This window comes from Congregibacter sp. (assembly GCF_965660375.1).
Lineage (GTDB): Bacteria > Pseudomonadota > Gammaproteobacteria > Pseudomonadales > Halieaceae > Congregibacter.
In genome coordinates this window covers 40,095-57,280 of the sequence record NZ_CBFHZO010000001.1, presented here as the reverse complement: position 1 = coordinate 57,280, position 17,186 = coordinate 40,095, and the positions used below count along the sequence as shown (strand labels likewise).

Annotated in this window: 18 protein-coding genes, 1 tRNA gene and 2 pseudogenes; 12 read left to right on the top strand and 9 right to left on the bottom strand. The window is 57.8% G+C overall.

Annotated features, from left to right (window positions below):
* The 4 genes and pseudogenes from ACTG3T_RS00300 to ACTG3T_RS00285 all read left to right on the top strand — a co-directional run.
* Window positions 1-1,026, top strand: a pseudogene (locus ACTG3T_RS00300) (glycosyl hydrolase); the annotation flags it as partial.
* Window positions 1,023-1,361, top strand: a complete 339-nt coding sequence (locus ACTG3T_RS00295) for a hypothetical protein (RefSeq protein WP_439100263.1) — start codon at window positions 1,023-1,025, stop codon at window positions 1,359-1,361. The pseudogene ACTG3T_RS00300 and the gene ACTG3T_RS00295, both read left to right, overlap by 4 nt.
* On the top strand, window positions 1,358-1,960 hold the full coding sequence (locus ACTG3T_RS00290) for a hypothetical protein (RefSeq protein WP_439100262.1): 603 nt from the start codon (window positions 1,358-1,360) through the stop codon (window positions 1,958-1,960). The genes ACTG3T_RS00295 and ACTG3T_RS00290 overlap by 4 nt, the downstream gene beginning before the upstream one ends.
* Window positions 1,961-1,974: 14 nt before the next feature.
* Window positions 1,975-3,114 carry a serine hydrolase domain-containing protein gene (locus tag ACTG3T_RS00285; RefSeq protein ID WP_439100261.1) on the top strand — a complete coding sequence of 380 codons (1,140 nt, stop codon included), beginning with the start codon at window positions 1,975-1,977 and terminating at the stop codon, window positions 3,112-3,114.
* An 11-nt stretch (window positions 3,115-3,125) separates the two neighbouring features.
* Here the strand turns inward: ACTG3T_RS00285 and ACTG3T_RS00280 are convergent, their stop codons facing one another.
* Both ACTG3T_RS00280 and ACTG3T_RS00275 read right to left on the bottom strand, forming a co-directional pair.
* Window positions 3,126-3,512 carry a YchJ family protein gene (locus ACTG3T_RS00280; protein WP_439100260.1) on the bottom strand — a complete coding sequence of 129 codons (387 nt, stop codon included), beginning with the start codon at window positions 3,510-3,512 and terminating at the stop codon, window positions 3,126-3,128.
* 65 nt (window positions 3,513-3,577) lie between these two features.
* Window positions 3,578-3,898, bottom strand: coding sequence for a 2Fe-2S iron-sulfur cluster-binding protein (locus tag ACTG3T_RS00275; protein WP_439100259.1), 321 nt, complete (start codon window positions 3,896-3,898; stop codon window positions 3,578-3,580).
* A 253-nt stretch (window positions 3,899-4,151) separates the two neighbouring features.
* On the opposite strand from ACTG3T_RS00275, the gene ACTG3T_RS00270 reads away from it, so the two are divergent.
* Window positions 4,152-4,577, top strand: coding sequence for a YqaA family protein (locus ACTG3T_RS00270; RefSeq protein WP_439100258.1), 426 nt, complete (start codon window positions 4,152-4,154; stop codon window positions 4,575-4,577).
* A gap of 16 nt (window positions 4,578-4,593) precedes the next feature.
* Here ACTG3T_RS00270 and ACTG3T_RS00265 read toward each other — a convergent pair whose 3' ends face one another.
* On the bottom strand, window positions 4,594-5,748 hold the full coding sequence (locus tag ACTG3T_RS00265; RefSeq protein WP_439100257.1) for a DUF819 family protein: 1,155 nt from the start codon (window positions 5,746-5,748) through the stop codon (window positions 4,594-4,596).
* A gap of 330 nt (window positions 5,749-6,078) precedes the next feature.
* Between ACTG3T_RS00265 and ACTG3T_RS00260 the strand changes: the two genes are divergently transcribed.
* Window positions 6,079-6,630, top strand: a complete 552-nt coding sequence (locus tag ACTG3T_RS00260) for a hypothetical protein (protein WP_439100256.1) — start codon at window positions 6,079-6,081, stop codon at window positions 6,628-6,630.
* A 98-nt stretch (window positions 6,631-6,728) separates the two neighbouring features.
* A tRNA-Arg gene (locus ACTG3T_RS00255) sits at window positions 6,729-6,805 on the top strand.
* An 89-nt stretch (window positions 6,806-6,894) separates the two neighbouring features.
* Here ACTG3T_RS00255 and ACTG3T_RS00250 read toward each other — a convergent pair.
* The 3 genes and pseudogenes from ACTG3T_RS00250 to ACTG3T_RS00240 all read right to left on the bottom strand — a co-directional run.
* Window positions 6,895-7,965, bottom strand: coding sequence for a succinylglutamate desuccinylase/aspartoacylase family protein (locus tag ACTG3T_RS00250; protein ID WP_439100255.1), 1,071 nt, complete (start codon window positions 7,963-7,965; stop codon window positions 6,895-6,897).
* A 54-nt stretch (window positions 7,966-8,019) separates the two neighbouring features.
* Window positions 8,020-8,316, bottom strand: a complete 297-nt coding sequence (locus ACTG3T_RS00245) for a cation:proton antiporter regulatory subunit (RefSeq protein WP_439100264.1) — start codon at window positions 8,314-8,316, stop codon at window positions 8,020-8,022.
* Window positions 8,299-9,222, bottom strand: a pseudogene (locus ACTG3T_RS00240) (ATP-grasp domain-containing protein); the annotation flags it as partial. The gene ACTG3T_RS00245 and the pseudogene ACTG3T_RS00240, both read right to left, overlap by 18 nt.
* A gap of 249 nt (window positions 9,223-9,471) precedes the next feature.
* On the opposite strand from ACTG3T_RS00240, the gene ACTG3T_RS00235 reads away from it, so the two are divergent.
* Together ACTG3T_RS00235 and ACTG3T_RS00230 are read left to right on the top strand one after the other, a co-directional pair.
* Entirely contained in the window at window positions 9,472-11,160 is a 1,689-nt protein-coding gene (locus ACTG3T_RS00235; RefSeq protein ID WP_439100254.1) for an amidohydrolase, read from the top strand.
* A 16-nt stretch (window positions 11,161-11,176) separates the two neighbouring features.
* Window positions 11,177-11,548, top strand: a complete 372-nt coding sequence (locus tag ACTG3T_RS00230; RefSeq protein ID WP_439100253.1) for a hypothetical protein — start codon at window positions 11,177-11,179, stop codon at window positions 11,546-11,548.
* A gap of 125 nt (window positions 11,549-11,673) precedes the next feature.
* Here ACTG3T_RS00230 and ACTG3T_RS00225 read toward each other — a convergent pair whose 3' ends face one another.
* Window positions 11,674-12,030 carry a hypothetical protein gene (locus tag ACTG3T_RS00225; protein WP_439100252.1) on the bottom strand — a complete coding sequence of 119 codons (357 nt, stop codon included), beginning with the start codon at window positions 12,028-12,030 and terminating at the stop codon, window positions 11,674-11,676.
* Window position 12,031: 1 nt separating this feature from the next.
* Here ACTG3T_RS00225 and ACTG3T_RS00220 point away from each other — a divergent pair, with 1 nt between their 5' ends.
* From ACTG3T_RS00220 to ACTG3T_RS00210, 3 genes are all read left to right on the top strand, one after another.
* Window positions 12,032-12,565 (top strand): DUF4252 domain-containing protein, encoded by a 534-nt coding sequence (locus tag ACTG3T_RS00220; RefSeq protein ID WP_439100251.1) that lies wholly within the window; start codon window positions 12,032-12,034, stop codon window positions 12,563-12,565.
* Between the two features lie 148 nt (window positions 12,566-12,713).
* Window positions 12,714-13,223, top strand: a complete 510-nt coding sequence (locus ACTG3T_RS00215) for a hypothetical protein (protein ID WP_439100250.1) — start codon at window positions 12,714-12,716, stop codon at window positions 13,221-13,223.
* Window positions 13,224-13,228: 5 nt separating this feature from the next.
* Window positions 13,229-14,485, top strand: coding sequence for a serine hydrolase domain-containing protein (locus ACTG3T_RS00210; RefSeq protein ID WP_439100249.1), 1,257 nt, complete (start codon window positions 13,229-13,231; stop codon window positions 14,483-14,485).
* A 13-nt stretch (window positions 14,486-14,498) separates the two neighbouring features.
* Here the strand turns inward: ACTG3T_RS00210 and ACTG3T_RS00205 are convergent, their stop codons facing one another.
* Complete coding sequence (locus tag ACTG3T_RS00205) at window positions 14,499-15,590, bottom strand: DUF917 domain-containing protein (RefSeq protein ID WP_439100248.1); 1,092 nt, start codon at window positions 15,588-15,590, stop codon at window positions 14,499-14,501.
* Window positions 15,587-17,140 (bottom strand): hydantoinase/oxoprolinase N-terminal domain-containing protein, encoded by a 1,554-nt coding sequence (locus ACTG3T_RS00200; RefSeq protein WP_439100247.1) that lies wholly within the window; start codon window positions 17,138-17,140, stop codon window positions 15,587-15,589. Before ACTG3T_RS00200 ends, ACTG3T_RS00205 begins: the two co-directional genes overlap by 4 nt.
* Window positions 17,141-17,186 lie beyond the last annotated feature (46 nt).

The window sequence follows — 17,186 nt, the reverse complement described above, 5'->3', positions numbered from 1 at the left end:
GATCTCATTGCCGCGACCCAGGGCCGTGGGTTCTGGATCATGGATGACCTGAGCACCTTGCGACAGCTCGATGAGGATCACGCCGGGACGGTACATCTGTACACCCCGCGCCCCTCCTACCGTATTTTGTCGAAGGGCTGGGATCGCTCAAAAGGCCCCGCCGGCACCAATCCCGAGGAAGGCGTCGCGCTTTACTACACCCTCCCGGAGGACCTGGATGCTGATGCAAAAGTCGAGCTTTCCGTCTTCAAGGAAGGTGATAACAGCGCGATCTGGACCTGGTCCCGGGAGCCTGGCCCCGACGATGACAGCGCCAATGGCGACGAGCCGGACACTCGGGTATTGAGCACCGACGCGGGACTCAATCGCTATGTCTGGGATCTCGATTACCCCGGCATGAAGCGCTTTGACGGACTGATTCTCTGGTCGGACATGAAGACGGGACCCCGCGCTGTTCCCGGTCAGTACCGCGCGGAGCTCATCGTCGACGGTGAGAGCCAAAGCGTTGCCTTTGAAGTGATTCCGGACCCCCGCTCCACCGCAACGCCCGAGGACTTTGCCGCGCAGTTTGATTTTGTGCTGGAAGCCCGGGATCTGCTGTCACGGATGCATGAGGAAATTGCGGATATCCGTAGCTTCCGGTCACAATTGGATGCTTTGGAGGCGCGCCTCATCGACGAAGGCGACAGCGTAGAGGAGCCCTCGGCGCTCCTTGGTGAGATTCTGGCTATGGGAGAAACCATCACCGGCGTTGAGGAGGCCTTGTACCAGACGAAGAACCAAAGCCGTCAGGACCCCCTTAACTTCCCCATTCGACTGAACAATAAGCTGGTCAGTCTCATGCGGATGGTCGCGACCGGTGATGCCGCACCCACCAGTCAGGCAGTGGCCTTCAAGGCTGAGATCACCGAGACCATTGAGGCGCAGCTGGCGACGCTGCAGGAAGTCTGGGATCAAGGCGTGCCCTCGCTTAACGAGCAGATCAAAGCCAAAGGAATGGATATGATCGCGCTGAGCGGACGTTGAAAGGTCCTGCAGTAAAAAAGGGTGGCGCCCCCCTGGGGCGTTACCATTCTTTAAGTTCTTCAGCCAAGTTAATCTTTTGCGCTCTGGCCGCTGCAACTGCGGCCCCCTCTGCTATCGCGCAAACCGAACCCTATAGCTACTACGGCGGCGAGATCGAAACTGAAGAAAAGAACGCAGCGATAGAAAATTGCGAGTACCAGGTGCTGGTAGAAGAGCAGCGCTGCAATCGCCGCGCAAACAAGTCGGCGTGCATCAAGGAAGTACACCGGGAGTGTCGTGAAAAGTACCAGGAACTCCCAGAGTCTCAGGCAAAAGAAAAGCCCCAGGACAATTGAGTCACTACTGGGCCCGCTTTAAAACCCTGAGCGGAAACCGTTTCCGTTTCGACACCCGCATCTACCTCGAGCCGACTTGCAATCCAGACCAGGAGGACCGGGTCCTCGGCTGTATCATAGGCAAGAACCCCGGATCAGCCACTCCCGGTAAACGCACAGCCCAGCTCACGCCTATTGTCCTTTCCGGCGACAAGTTTCTGCCTACGGTGCTTTCCGTGTTGCGTAAATCCTATGCAGCGGCGGGAGAACCGGTTCCCCCAGGCAGCTACTTACAGGTCCTTAACCTGTTCTATCTTTGCGATCGCGATTTAAATCAGGCCAAGCGATCTCTCACCCACACCCGCCGCGCACCTCCCTGCCCCGAAGAGGGACGACACTATCCCTGGGCCTGGTATGCCTGGGGAGGACCGGACCGCTTGCTGGATCCGCTGAAGAAGCGCTTTGATGACCTCCATAGCGATGCGTGCTTCTATTACTCACGGGATGCGGCCCGGATAATCACAGCACGGCCCGGATCCGAAGACCTGGCAAAGCACACCCAGGGCATGCCCCAGCCCAAAGTTATCTCGCATCTGGCAAAGCTGATTCGCCCTTCCTAAAGAGGAACCCCACTATGGCCAAGTCCATGAATACCTTTTTGAAAAGTCTCTTCCTCATGGCACTGATGTCCTCGCACTTTGCGCGGGGAGAGATCTCCCAGGATATGGACGTGATTTTCTCCGCTATTCCCGATGATGGCCCGGGCTGCAGCGTGGGGGTGGCGAGGGACGGGAAATGGCTCCACAAAACGGGCTATGGCCTCGCAAACATGGAACTGGACGTGCCCCTGGATGGCAGTCACGTACATCGCATGGCCTCCGTTTCCAAACAGTTCACGGCCATGGCCGTGTTGCTCCTCGCCGACGAAGGCAAAATCGATCTCGATGCCGACATACGGGACTATCTGCCGCAGCTAAAGCCCTACGGCGCGCGCGTCACCATTAACGCCATGCTGGGTCATGTATCGGGTATGGGCGACTACGACTTGATTGCCGGCTCCTACGAAGGCCCGAAGGCCAGCAACGCCATCGACCTCAAGTCGGCCGCCGGCGGTGAGTTTCGCCTGGGTAATGAAGACTATCTGACCATCGAAGAGTTTTACGCGGTTGTTGAGCAGTTGCCCCTCGCCCAGGCCCCGAATCAGAGTTTCCTGTACAGCAACATCGCCTACGTCATCCTGGCTATGCTGGTGGAGGATGTCTCTGGAGAAAGTCTGCGGGACTACGCCGAACGGCGTATTTTTTCTCCTTTGGGCATGCACAACAGCTTTTTCAGTGATGATCCGGTAGAGATTGTTCCCCAGCGCGCTGATGGCTATAAAAAGAACGATGAGGGGATTTACGTCAACGACATGACCAACCTGTTCTGGGTGGGTGACGGCGGGTTGCACACCAATCTGGATGACATGCTCATCTGGGACAGCCATTTTTATGCGCCAAAGCTGGGAAGAGAGCCTGCAACACTCATGGCGCTTATGAATACAGCGAACAGCCAGCACCGATCTGATGGACGGCTCTACGCCAACGGCCAGAATATTCGGGGCGCGGGTGACACCATGATCTTTGAACACTCCGGCGGCTGGCTGGGCACGAGCACCTACTATGCAAGATTGCCGGGTAAGCACGCCGCCCTGGCGATGATGTGTAACGACGCCAGCCTCGACACCGGAGCTTTAATCGATCGGTCCCTGGCTCGGTTGCTGGCGCTTGACTGACTCAGGCCTGTTCAGAGGTGCTTGCCCTTGAGGTAATACCAGCGTCCGTCGATTTTTTCGAACTGACTGATCTCGTGGATCCGCTGGCCCTTACCATGGGTTTTGGAACGCGCGACAAACTCGACGGTTCCTGCGACGTCCCGTGGACCACCGCCAGTGGTTTCTCGAATCTGTAATCCTAACCATCGCTGCGCCTCATTAAGACGCACTCGGCTGGGGCGTGTTTTGGGATGCCAAGTCGCAAGAAGGTATGCCTCGTCACAGACCACGAAAGCACTGTAGCGCGAGCGCATCAATTTTTCCGGCGTATCGGGAATCGCCGTGCCATCAAGGAATGGACCGCAGCAACCAACGAATGCGATGTCGCTTTGGCAATGACAGCATCCTAGGACCACCATGTCGTCCAGAGCCAATGGTCAGAGTGATGCAGGTACCAGGCTATACGCACTACTCGCATTCTCGCCTACATTTGATACTCGGGGAGCCTCACTACCAGGCCGTCCATATCCTCGGACACTTCGATCTGGCAGCTAAGACGCGAGTTGTCAGCACGGTCCGGCCGCATACCGAGCATAGACTCTTCTAACATCTCGACACCGCCAGTCACAGCTGCCCAGGGTTCTTCCACAAAACAATGGCAGGTGCCGCAGGCACAGGCGCCTCCGCAGTCGGCGTCTATACCCGGCACGCCGTTATCAATGGCGTTGAGCATCAGAGATTTACCGATTTTGGCTTCAATGGTGTGGCTTTCGCCATTGTGCTCGATGAGGGTGATAGATGGCATAGTATTATTCTCAGTGATGAATTTATGAGGAGCACTGTACCGAAAAAGCGTGCCTCGAAGGGGTTGTTATCTGCCACGGGTGACGCTGACATCTACAACTCCTGATGCGACCGCGTTTCTGCAACCAAGTACCTAGCCGTGGATAGCAACTCCATCATCTTCATACTTTTACTCAAGCATAGCGTATTGTCGACAAAACTTTGGCGACCCGCTTCACAGCCCCAGGGCAAAAAAACCACTCCAAAGGAGTCTCTTGGAAAACTACCTGCTACTTTTCGGATCGTCTTTTCTGGCGGCGACGATCCTGCCTTTCTATTCAGAGATCGTACTTGTCCTGGGTCTTCAACAGGGCGCGGACCCGGTGATGTTGCTGTTGACGGCAACGCTGGGGAACACCCTGGGGGCAGTGGTGAACTGGGGTATTGGCAAGCAGTTGCTCAGATTTCAGAGCAAGCGCTGGTTCTATTTCAGTGAGGGCCAGATAGAGCGGGCGCAGCGTTGGTTCCAACATCGGGGGGTCTGGTCGCTACTGTTTGCCTGGCTGCCTATCGGTGGTGACGCTTTAACGCTCATCGCGGGGGTCATGAACGTGCGATTACCCACGTTCCTGGTGCTGGTCGCCATCGGCAAGGGACTGCGCTACGGCTTTGTGCTGCTGATCGCGCTCTACGCGATTTGATCCAGCGCTTCGCGTACTAACCGCCCAGCAACCCAACCATGGTAAAGCCGAGATAGTTACCCAGGGCGAGACCGGCAGAGCCCACAAGAATAGCCGGGAGCTCAAGATCGCTGCGCCCGAGACTCCGGGCCAACGCCAGCGCCGAGGTACCACCACCGATGTTTGCCTGGGATGCGACAGACGCGGTTTCCAGGTCAGCGTTGAGCAGGCGGGCTGCGCCAAACACAACGGTACCGTGCACCGACACCAACACCACCACAAACACGCCCAGCACCGGCGCCAGCTCACCCATGCGCATGAGCGCTTCAGCATCGCAAAGGGAACCGATGACCGCTAGAAACAAATAGACGGCAAGAAGACCCAGCAAACGGGCACCTTTTATGCGCTGAACCGCCGGTAATTGCGCCAGAACCAGCGCGAGGGTCGAGAGCACCAGTACCGAAGGTATGTCGACTCCCGCGGACTCCTTAAGAATGTCTGCCAGCAGGTCGGATAAACTCACGGCGGCGATGCCCAGGGCCATCACCACCGCAAGATCAAAAATACGTGTGACCTCGCCATCATCCTCAATGGGACCCCGGGCCACGCGCTCTTGCTGGTCTTTTACCTTGGGCCAGAACCCCACCAGCAAGCGAGGCAGCGTCACACAAACAATCATCCACACCGTGGTCATGGCGTTATCTACCGCTGCGGCTCCGGCGTACAGGGCAGCATCCTCCATAACGCCATATTCCAGAGCCACGGCGTTGTAATTCACGCTCCCGCCCACGTAAGTGCCGGTAAACATACCTGCCAGGGCCGCATGCTGATCACCCAGCGCCTCTGCCCCACCGACTATCCAGTGCCCCGCGGCTGCTCCCAAAGCGGTGCCGAAAGCCCCGAACAGGAAGAGCAACAGCGTCGGCCCCCCCACCTGCCCCAGACTCCGCAAATCGACCAGCAGGAGCAGCCAAAAAATCCCCAGAGGCGCGACGTAGGTGAAAATAGCGCCGTAGAGCGGCGTTTCCGGGCCGTAGGTGGGAATGATGCCGAGGTTCGCAACGATGGCCGTGAGCACGATCACCAGCAACGCTGCACCGAAGTGGCGGAGCCAGGTTCGTGTCGCCAGCCATTCGGACAGGGCGATAAGGGCCGCCAATACCGCGGCAATGGTCAGAGAACTTGTGAACATAAGCGCAGTTTACACGGAACACGCACGGTGCCGAGCACCGGCTGGGCATGGGATATTCCCCCTACTTTTTTTCCGTGGTTTCTTGCACTTGAGGCGCTCTGCAGATACCCTTTGCCGCGCTAAAAATGGACGCGAGCTAAACGCATTGATTTTTGGTTCCCCTGGCTCACAACCCAGCGTCTTATTTTGACGGTCCGTTGCGAGCCGCAAGCGATCGTCGCCCAGACAAGTGCCCTCCGTAGCTTCAAAGAAGTTGCGACGAAAAGCATCTGGCTTTTGAAGGCCGCCACGATCTGCGCTCAACAACACGGATATCAACGGACATACTGAATGCTTACTGCAAGAAATCTGGAAAAAATCATGGAGCTGGAAGAAAAGCTCCGCGCCGAGTATCAGGTACAACTTGATGCCAAGGCGGAAGAAATCAGCAAACTCGAAAAATCGACGGAAGATCAGAAAGCCGTTATCGCCAAGCAGCTGGAGCAGATCTCGGCGTTGTCGGTAGACGCGTCAAAGAACAAAAAGGTTGAGCAGCGCAATCGCGAGCTCCACCAGCGCTGCGAAAACCTGCTGGAAGACGTCGCCAAGCAAAAAACACGGGCCAAAACGCTCCAATCAGACCTGTCTGAAGTGCGTGAGGAAATGGCGACATTAAAGCAGTTTGATCCCGCAAAGATGAAGAAGAATCTCGATGCCAGCAAGAAGAAGCTCGCCGAGAAAACCTCCGCCAATGATCTGCTGCAGAAGTCCTACAAGCAGACAAAAAACGAGAATGCGGAGCTCAAGGCACAGCTTAAAGCCCTGGAAGAGAAGCTTGAAGCCCTTGAAGATAAGGGCGCAGCGGCAGAAGACTCTGAGGTAGAGCAAGAGGCCGCAGCCTAAACCGCGTCTCTTTTTTTGCAGATCGGGGCAAAAATACAAGAATTTCAGCCTCGATTAGCGATACACTAGTGTTTGGCGCGTATAGCGCCGTGTTATTTGCGCCCGTAGCTCAGCTGGATAGAGTAACTGGCTTCGAACCAGTTGGTCGGGAGTTCGAATCTCTCCGGGCGCGCCATTTTTCCCCTCGTTTTTTATTCTCTGCTTTAGCAGAGTCCTCCTCTCTTGAAGACCCCTTCTCGCTTTTTGTACCAGCCCGGTAGCGGATCAGACTATCGGCGCATCATCTCCCTCGCCCATTGACGACTGCTCGTCCGGCGCGTGCTCTTCCTGAAACTGCTCCACGTGTCTCTCCACCGCGCTCGCGCGCCGTCCATAGTTGGCTATGTGAAAAGTGGCATCTCCCTCGTACACCAGGGGCAGATTGGTACGCCCGATCACCACGCCACTGGATGGCGCCAATATTGGCGTCTCAGAGGCGCCCAGGGGGTCGGCAACTATCGCCAGAGTCTGGCCTTCGCTTACCTTATCCCCCAGGGCCGTAAAAGTTCGCAGTACCCCGCTCTCCCCTGCACGAACCCAGGTAGTCTCGTTACTGATAATCGGTTCCGGGTGCGCTTTCCTGCTTCGGGACGGGGGAAGCATGCCGATGTTGCGCATCACGTTAATGATTCCCCGTACCCCGGCACGAATATAGACCTCTTCAAACCGCAGCGCCTCTCCCGCCTCGTAAAGAATCACCGGGATTCCCAGGTCTCCCGCGCAGTTGCGCAGGGAGCCATCGCGAATTTTTGCATCGATGGCCAGGGGAACGCCAAAGGCGCGCGTCATCTCCGCCGCCTGTTCGTCATCCAGGTCTGCGCGAATCTGCGGAAAATTACTGCGATGGCGGGCACCGGTGTGTAAATCGATGCCGTGGGTGCACTTTTTCACCACCTCCTTGACGAAGGTATGGGCCACGCGGCCCGTGAGAGAGCCTTTGGAGGAGCCGGGGAAAGAGCGGTTGAGGTCGCGACCATCGGGTAGATAGCGCGTGTGATTCAAAAAGCCATAAACATTCACGATGGGTATGGCCAGCAGGCTGCCGCGCAGGTTCTTGAGCGCCTTGTGCTGCAGCAGGCGACGGATGATTTCTACCCCGTTGATTTCATCGCCGTGAATCGCGGCGCTGATAAACAGTGTCGGCCCGGGGCGCTTGCCGCGGAGCACCTGCACATTGATGGATAAATCATCATGGGTGTACATCGGCGCCACGCGCAGATCAATAAGCTCGCTCTCTCCCGCTGCAATGCTTATCCCGCCAATAACCAGTTCCGAACCCTTACGTGCCGCTGCCAATGTTCTGTGCCCCAATAATGCCCGCGGTGGAATCGCCGCAGCAAAGCTATCTCTCTATTCCGGACTCACCGAGGTAATTTCAGTATCCAGCTCCAGCACCTCGGGTCGCCGCTTCTTCTGGGTCCGCGCGGGAATCATATCCCGCATGGCCTCGAGCTTGCCGTAGCAGAGTAATTTGTCACCGGGCTCCAGCACCCTGTCCCGACGGGGATTGGGGAGCACCTTGCCACCGCGGTAAAGCGTCAGCACATTGAGGTCTTTTTCTTCCACCGTGGATTGGAGAATGGTTTGCCCCACGAACTTTGAGCCCTCGGGGATATACAGCTCAGTAACGCCATAACCCTTGCTCACGGTCAGTCGCTGCCGGATGTCGATTTCCGGGAAATCCACCTGCGCCGCCAGATAATCCACTACTGCGCCCGCGATATCCAGCTCCGTTGCCGTTTCGATACCCTCCAGGCCCGGGGATGAATTTACCTCCATCACCTGGGGTCCGTCTTTACCTTCCAGCATATCCACACCGGCTACCCGCAGACCCAGAATCTGCGCACAACGCACCGCCGTCTCGCGATAGCGCTCATCCAGCTCTACCGGCTCAGCGACCCCGCCGCGGTGAACGTTGCTGCGAAACTCCTGGCCCTGGGCCACCCGGCGCATGGCGGCAACGACCTGATCGCCCACCACAAAAGCACGAATATCCTTGCCCTTGCTCTCGGCAACGAACTTTTGAATCAACACGTTCTGTTTCTGACTCTGGAGAAGCTCAATGATGGATTCGGCCTGCTTTACAGACTCCGCCAAGAGCACACCAATGCCCTGGGTTCCCTCAATCAGTTTGATAACGATGGGTGCCCCACCCACCCGCTCGATAGCCGGAAGTACATCCTTGCGATCGCGCACAAAGGTCGTCCGGGGCAGTCCGATGTGATGGCGACTGAGAATCTGCAGACTGCGCAGTTTGTCCCGGGAATTGGCGATGCCATGGGCCGTATTCGCGCAGAACACATCCATTTCCTGAAACTGACGCACCACCGCCGTGCCGTAATAGGTGATGGAAGCGCCTATTCTTGGCAGCACCGCGTCATAGCTGCTGAGGCGTTTCTGGCGATAGTAAAGCTCGGGAGAACCCTCCTCCAGGTCAATGGCAAATTTGAGAGTATTCAGCACCTTAGCGTCGTGACCACGCTGTTCGGCGGCTTCTTTTAAACGCCGCGTGCTGTAAGCATTGGGCGCACAGGAGAGTATTGCTAGCTTCATGTTTTGCCTCGATCGTGGTTATGAGAAGAACGACCATCGGCCCTGATGAATGTCTTGCATCGGCAAGGAATCAGGGAAATCAGCCGGATCAGGGGTTCTTCGGACCCTACTCGTAAAGGACGATCAACGCCACCCACGGGCTTAGACTAGCCCCCGATTGCGCAATAAAAACGCCATGGCTGCATGTTGTCAGGATCAGACCTTGGACGTACTCTGAAATTAACCTACTCGGCTACAAGGTAATGCACCATGGGCAACGCAGCGATCGATAACAAACGTCGGCACCTGCTCAAAGCGATGGCAACGGCATCAACCGCCGCTGCGGTAAGCGGGCCGAGCTGGGGTCAGCGGGCAATGGGAAAAGCGGACCTCATTGTTACCGGCGGCACGTTTCATACCATGGATGTCACCACCTCCAACGCGGAGGCCATGGCCGTGCGCGGCAACCGCATTCTCGCCGTGGGATCCATCGCCGATGTAGAAGCTTTAGCCGGCCCCGGGACGCAGCGTATCGATGCCCGAGGCTTAACCGTGACACCGGGATTTATCGACGCCCACTCCCATCCACTGCTGGCCAATGAGGCCATCAGTGTTGATGTCAACGTGCGACAGATCTCAAAGGTGCAGGCGCTCCTCAAAGAGCAGGCACAGCGAACACCGCCGGGGCAGTGGGTACTTGCCCATATGTACGACGACACCAAATTCGACGAGGGTCGCCCTCTTACGCTTCAGGACATCGATGCGGTCGTACCCTCGCAGCCGGTCATGGTTCGCCACCGCGGCGGGCATACCGGCGTGGTGAACTCCACAGCCTTTGCCATGGCAGGAATCGGCAACGATACGCCGGACCCCGAGGGAGGACGTTTTTTCAGGGAAGATGGCCAGCTCACCGGTAAAGTCGCTGAGCTCGCCATGGATGTCTTTGACGATGTGGGCGAGTGGCCGGAGGTGGACCGCGAGACCAATCGCAAGGGTGCAAGCCTTATGACCCGACGCATGGCGGCATCAGGTCTTACCAGTACCACCGATGCCGCGGGCAACCTGGAGGGCTGGATTTCCTATATGGACGCGTTGGATGCCGGGGAGCTGTACACCCGCGTTGCCTTTATGCCCCGAGGCAATACACCAGTTTATGAGGCTATGAAGGCAACGGGTATGCGCTCGGGTTTTGGCAACCCCATGCTCAGGGTTGGCGCTGTGAAATACGCCGCAGACGGCAGCGCCTCGGAGCGCACCATGCGCATGAGCACGCCGTTTCAGGGAACAGACGACTACGGCATCCTCACCATGTCCCAGGAGCAGATTGATGTCGCGGTAGACGAGGCAGTCGCCAATGATTTTCGCATCGGTATTCACGCCAACGGCGATGTGACCATCGACATGGTTCTCAACGCCTATGAGCGGGTGCTGAGCAACTGGGAGGGCGCTAACCCACGCTTCCGTATCGAGCATTGCTCCCTGGTCAACCGGGAACTCCTCAAGCGCATCAAAACGACCGGGAGCATACCCACACCGTTTTATACCTACGCTTACTATCACGGCAATAAGTGGGTCGATTACGGCCGGGAAAAAATGCGCAGCATGTTCGCGCATCGCTCCTTTATTGACGCGGGCATCATGGTCGCGCCGGCATCGGACTTCACCCCCGGACCTTACGAGCCCATGATGGCAATCCAGAGCATGGTCACCCGTCAGGACTCCCAGGGTCGCGTATGGGGTGAGAACCAGCGCATCTCGGCGGCGGAAGCCATGCAGGTCTGCACCGTCAACGGCGCCTATGCGTCTTTTGAGGAACACGAGAAGGGCTCTCTAACACCCGGCAAGCTCGCAGACTTTGTTTTGCTGGCTCAGGATCCGCTCAAGACCGATCCCAATGCCATCAAGGACATCCCCATCGTCGCCACCTATCTGGATGGTCAGGCGGTATTTGAATCCTGATTCGCAAATCCCACCCATGAACCTTGCACGAAGCACCTGGGTTGTATTTCTGACGCTCATCGCGTCCTGCACCAACCCTTTCCCCATAACCAGCACCGAAGAGACCTTACCGCTGGTCCTCATGCCGGCGAGCAAGATCGGTATCAGCGATGAGCGGCAGGATGCCCTGCCCGATTATAGGCCCTGCGAGGAGGCGCTGAGGCGGGTGAGCGCAGAGCCTGCGGGGTCGGGTGCTCCGGTACCCCTCGGCCAAAGCACCGCCAATCTGACAGCGCTCATTGTTCCGGGCGTGGGCCGGGATTGCTTTGAAGAGTGGATGGATACCCATGACACCATCGCAGGCCATGTGGGGCAGTTCGGTTATCGCTTACTCCAAGGGCGCGAATGACAGCCTGGAGGCATTGGTCACCTACCCCGAAATACGGGAGCGTATCGTTGCGGTGATCAGCGCTGCAGGTTCCATCAGCGGCTCACCTTTGGCTGAAGACGCCAAACAGGCACACCTGTCATTGATCACAAACTGGCCCGGCGCCGGCGCGCATATCCACCGCCCTTGCGGGCAACTATAACCGTCTGAGCCTGGTTGACGGGCGCAACGATGGTCAGCTGTTGTTCTACGATCAGTTGATTCCCGGCAGCGGACTTCTGGGTTATCTCAACGCGGACCACTGGGTCGTGGCCGCTCCCATCGCCCGCCAGCACAAGCTCATCGGCAGTACCATCGCTGACCAGAACGACCTGCCCAGGGAAGCTCTTTTTGAGGCATTGCTGCGGTCTGTCCCGCCGGCGCCTCACCTCGTCGCTAAAACCGTGACCTTGACCCGGACTTTGCGCACTCTGTGTATCCAGAGTCCCCATCGAGGTCATCACAATGAAAACCTTTGCACTTATCTTGTGTTTATTGCTTACCCCGGCATCAGCTTATTCAGCCGATGCCGCCAGCGCAGACCTGCCGGGTTATGTCGATTTCTCTACGCTGTCCAATGAGTACGGTGAGGCTCGGGTAACGGTCAATCTGGGCGGCTCCATTCTAAAGCTCGTAGGAGCCATGCAGCATGACGATCCCGCGGCCAGGGAAACGCTCAAAAACCTCGATTACATCCGGGTGCAGGTTTATGACACTGCCGGCGACACGGCAGTCGCTGCGTCCCGCATGGATGGGGTGAGCGCCAAGCTCTTGAACGCACAATGGGAGCAGATTGTTCGGGTGAAGGAAGCGGGCGAACGCGTCCATGTGTTTGTAAAAGAGGGCGGTGATCGTATCAAAGGCCTGATGATCATGGCCGTGGATTCCGAAGAAGCAGTGTTTGTAAACATCCTCGGTGATATCGACCCCGCGCACCTTGAGACCGTGGTTTCCCAGATGAACGTCGTGGGCAACATCGACCTTGATCTGACGCTCTAGGGCGTCACAGCTTTTTTAATGCGCGGCTTCTATCCCCGACCGTCTCTAAAATAAAAACCCCCGCTTCCATCTGATATTCAGTTAACGGCCCTACCCGCGTATTCTTCGTTCATCGCCCCTCGGGGCACGATGCGCGGAGTTTTAAACGATGCTGCGACTACTTCGGCACAGCGCCGTCCTGCTTACCCTGCTCAGCTTATTGGCAAGCAATGTTCTGCTGCTGACCAGCAGCGCATTCAACGCAGCCGTCTCCACGGCACTGGCCACAACCCTGGGAGTGCGCACGGCAAGTGCAGCGCTATCGTCCAGACTCGCCGGTAGTGAACGGCAACTACGCACCCTGAAGAGCACCCAGCTGCGTCGCAGCGCCTCTGTAAAGGGCTTCGGCAGAAGCCTGACTGCCCGAACCAAGCGTGTCGCCGCGCGGGGCATCGCCGCTATTCCCGCGGAATCTTTACCGTATATCGGAGCCGCAGTGGTGGTATCGAGTATGGTGTACGAACTTTATGAGGCCTGCGAAACGCTCCGGGAACTGGATACCTTGTACACCGACCTGGGGCTAGCAGAGACCGTACCGGATGATGCCATGCGCTCGTTGTGTAATCCTCCGCCTCTGGACGAATTGTTTGGCAACCCCCTGACTCAACCGGACGTTTAGCAATTATGAGCTCTCGCACGCGAACAGCATCCTCTCTCCTGACTACCCTCAGCTGCGCAGCCATGTTCGCTGTGAGCGCTCCCGCCAGTAGCGTGGAAGATGAGCGCCCCGAAGGTCTCAACGGTGCGACCTGGCAATTCGGCCCCCTCAACCGCTGGGCCTATACCCACATGAGCGAGGTGCTACCGAGTAAACCCATCCGCCACGGTAGCGACAGTCCCCGGCCTCTTCTGGGTCTCGACTCTGCCGCAAGAGACATGACCGTCGATTGGAACGGGATGCCCAGACAACTCGGCGCCCTTATGGACGACCAATACATTGACGGCCTGTTGGTGATCAAGGATGGTCGAGTCGTCCTCGAGCGCTACGCCGGCACCTTGACACCCGAGCGCACCCATCTCCTCTGGTCCGTGAGCAAAACCATCACCGGTCTCACCGCGGCCAGCGTGGCTGCAGACGGTCTCATTGATCTCGACAAGACGGTGGCCGACTACGTGCCGGCGCTCACTGATAGCGGCTGGGGGCCCGACAGACTCAGGGATGTTCTGGACATGCGCGACGGCTCTGAATGGAATGAGGATTACGCCGCGGCTGACAGCACCGTTAGGCGGCAGGACTGCTCCGACGGACTGCTTACCGGGCCGGACTGCGAGGGCGTAGCGGTCATCGGCAATTACCTTTTCTTACCCGCGGTGGGCCGCATGCCGGGACGCCAGGGCAGTTTTGTCTACAAATCGGGCACCACGGACGTGATGGCCTGGGTGCTGGAGGCCGCTACGGGTAAACGCTTTGCCGACCTTGTATCGGAGCGCATCTGGAAGCGCATCGGCGCGGAACAGGATGCGGGTATTACGGTGGATACCGGTGGCTTCACGCTGGCATCGGGCGGCATGCACGCCACGCTTAGGGACGTTGGGCGTGTCGGGCAGCTTATCCTCCACCGCGGCACCGTAGGAGAAGAACAGCTCTTCGCCCCGGCGTGGGTAGACGACATCATCTCAAGGGACGGCAGTAGAAGCTGGCCTTATCAGGCCGCGGCAGGTTTTAAGCCTTACTACCGCTCCTTTATGTGGGGTGTCGGTGATGGCCGCGGTTCCATACAGGCGCGGGGCGTGCACGGCCAGCTCATTCATGTGGCGCCCGAAACAAACACAGTGATTGTGATGCTTTCCAGCTGGCCCGATGCCGAGGGCGGCGCACCGCAGGTAAATGAATCCACGCAGCAGCAACTGGTGCGAGCTATAGAGACCGCACTTCCCTAGTACCGCATAGCGTTTAGAGGTCTTCGATGGGCACGTAATCGATATCGAAGCCAAATACCCGAGGCTCTACGACCTTCAAGGCCTTTGCGCTTCGGTAGTGGGCCGGGCAGCCAATACCAAAGACACTCACCCGCTGACCGTAGTGAATTCGCTCCGCATTGATGGGCACAGCGGTTTCATGGTCCACCATGGTGATCAGGTCCGGCACGCTGGCGACCACGCGACCACCGATTTCGGCGAGGAGAAATTCGTTCTTGATGGCCAAACGCAGGGGCGGCGAATCATCCACCGTAGACTCCAAAATAGCCTCGCCCACATCAAAGCCCCCCACCGTCTTGCGATTGATGTCCACCACCTTGCCGGTATAAAGGCGCTTGAACTGTCCGTAATCCGAGGCCTCGAACAGCGCTTTCAGCGGTTCCTCAATCTGCGCGGCATTGCCAGAATGTTGTTGGAGTGTTCGCCCCAGCTCCAGCGCAAAACTGATGGTTCCGGGAATAATGGCCCGCCGCGCTTCCTCGCTGTTCATGGGATGCTCAGCGGTAAACACCATGCCGCCCATGGCCATGGAAAGATTGCGTATCTGGCGCTCGTAGAGTTCTGCATCGCGCACATCGAAATACACTGCGCCACCGCTGTAGTCCACAGCAACGGCGGGACTGGGTTTCACGCCTTCGATGGCAAAGGTCATCATCTGCGCCTCAGGAAGCGCCCGGGCCATGCCATCACCGTCGATGAGCGGTATTCCTTTAGCCGCTGCCGCCAACAGTGGAATCACCGAATTCGCGCCGCCCACCTCAAAGGACACCAGGTGGGTGATGGGTTTACCCATCCACGCCTGCAGTCGATCCACCACCTCCAGACACTCGTTACCAACAGGTAAATGCTCGAGACTGATGGATGGAGCCCCCACCTCCCCCACAGCGACTACCAGAGAATCATCCGGAAGCTCGGCCAGGGGGAACAGTGTCACAGGCCCGTATTTTTTAAGAGCCTCCGTGACCAGCAGCTGGCCAATGTAGGGATCGCCTCCTCCGCCGGTGGCGAGAAACACCGAGCCCATGCACAGCGCTTCGATATCTTCATGGGTAATGGTGACGCTCATGACTGAGTCCCCGCAAAATCCAGATCACCGATCATTTTTACCCGCAGGCGCGTTGACTCATCGGCCATGTAAGCGATGGCGGTTTCTTCAATATCCGCTATCTTGATACTGCTTTGCAGCGCGCCTGCAGCGATAAGCTCCTCGGTCAGCATGGCCTTGAGCTCCGCAAGCACGCTATCCCGCGGATGCTCACGATAGGACACAATGCGCTCTATTTCGCGCCCCACCTGCGCGTTGGCTGCACCGATAGCATTCGCCACCCCTGCGTGTTCCGGTCGCAGGAGCTGGGAGGCGTTGTTTAAATTTCGGGACACGAGAACCGCACCACCACCAACGAGAATAACCGGCACAGGATCACGGCTGGACTTCATTTGATCAATGCCGTCATCGATAATCTCGTGCATGCGTCTCATCGCAGTCTCGATCACACTCCCGGAAAGATCCGCAATTTTCTCGGGGCTACCGATGTCCGCTGCTCCGGCAGCGACGGCAATATCCGTTGTAGTCAATGTATCGCCGCCAAACACACAGCCTTCGGTCACCAAGCGGTAACCCACGCTTTGCGGTCCGATGGTGCCCCCATCGGCACTGACAAGGCTGCCCCCGCCAAGGCCGATGGCCTGAATATCCGGCATACGGAAGTTCGTGCGCACGCCGCCGACCTTGATCGCCACGTTGGACTGCCTGGGAAAGCCTCCCTGGAGCACACCGATATCCGACGTTGTGCCACCGATATCCACCACCACCGCATCCTGCAGTTGGGTAAGCAGACTGGCACCGCGAAGGGAGTTCGTGGGGCCCGAAGCAAAAGTCAGCGCGGGAAACTCCGCGGCAAACTCCGCAGACATGAGGGTGCCGTCGTTCTGGCTGATATAAAAAGGGCAGCGGATCTCCCGCGCGGCCAACGCATCCCTGAAAGCCTGCACCACGTTCGCGGCGAGAGGCCGCAAACCGGTGTTGAGAATTGCCGCATTCTCACGCTCCAGGAGGCCCATACCCCCGATCTGATGGGACAAGGTCAATCCGACATTTGGTATTTTCTGGCGCAGGCGCTCGGCAACGGCAAGCTCCTGCTCGGGGTTGGACGGCGAGAACACACCGGATATCGCCACCAGCTCAATGCCCTTGCCTGCTATGTCGTCAATGACGCTATCGAGCTCAAGCTCATCGAGCTCACCAATGGGAAAGCCATCATAGGTAAGCCCCCCATGGATCATGTAACAGTGACGCCCGATGGCATCCGCGATGTCTTCGGGCCAGTCGGTCATGGGGGGAATCATTTTCCCGGAGGGCAATGCGATACGGATGATGGCAGTGGGCGCTAGTTCGCGGCGCTCAATGACCGCATTGGTGAACTGCGTGGTGCCGATCATCACCGCCTCGATGGCATCATGGGCGGCACAACTCTCAGCCAGGATCACATCAAGCGCACCAAGAACGCCATCGCGCACATTTGCGGACGTCAGGAACTTGGTGGAAGCAACCACTTCGTGGCCATCGAGAATGACAGCGTCAGTGTGGGTGCCACCCACATCAATACCAATTCGCATAGCTAGCTAAACCCCGACCTTGCATGAAAGCCATTCTGTGCGAAGC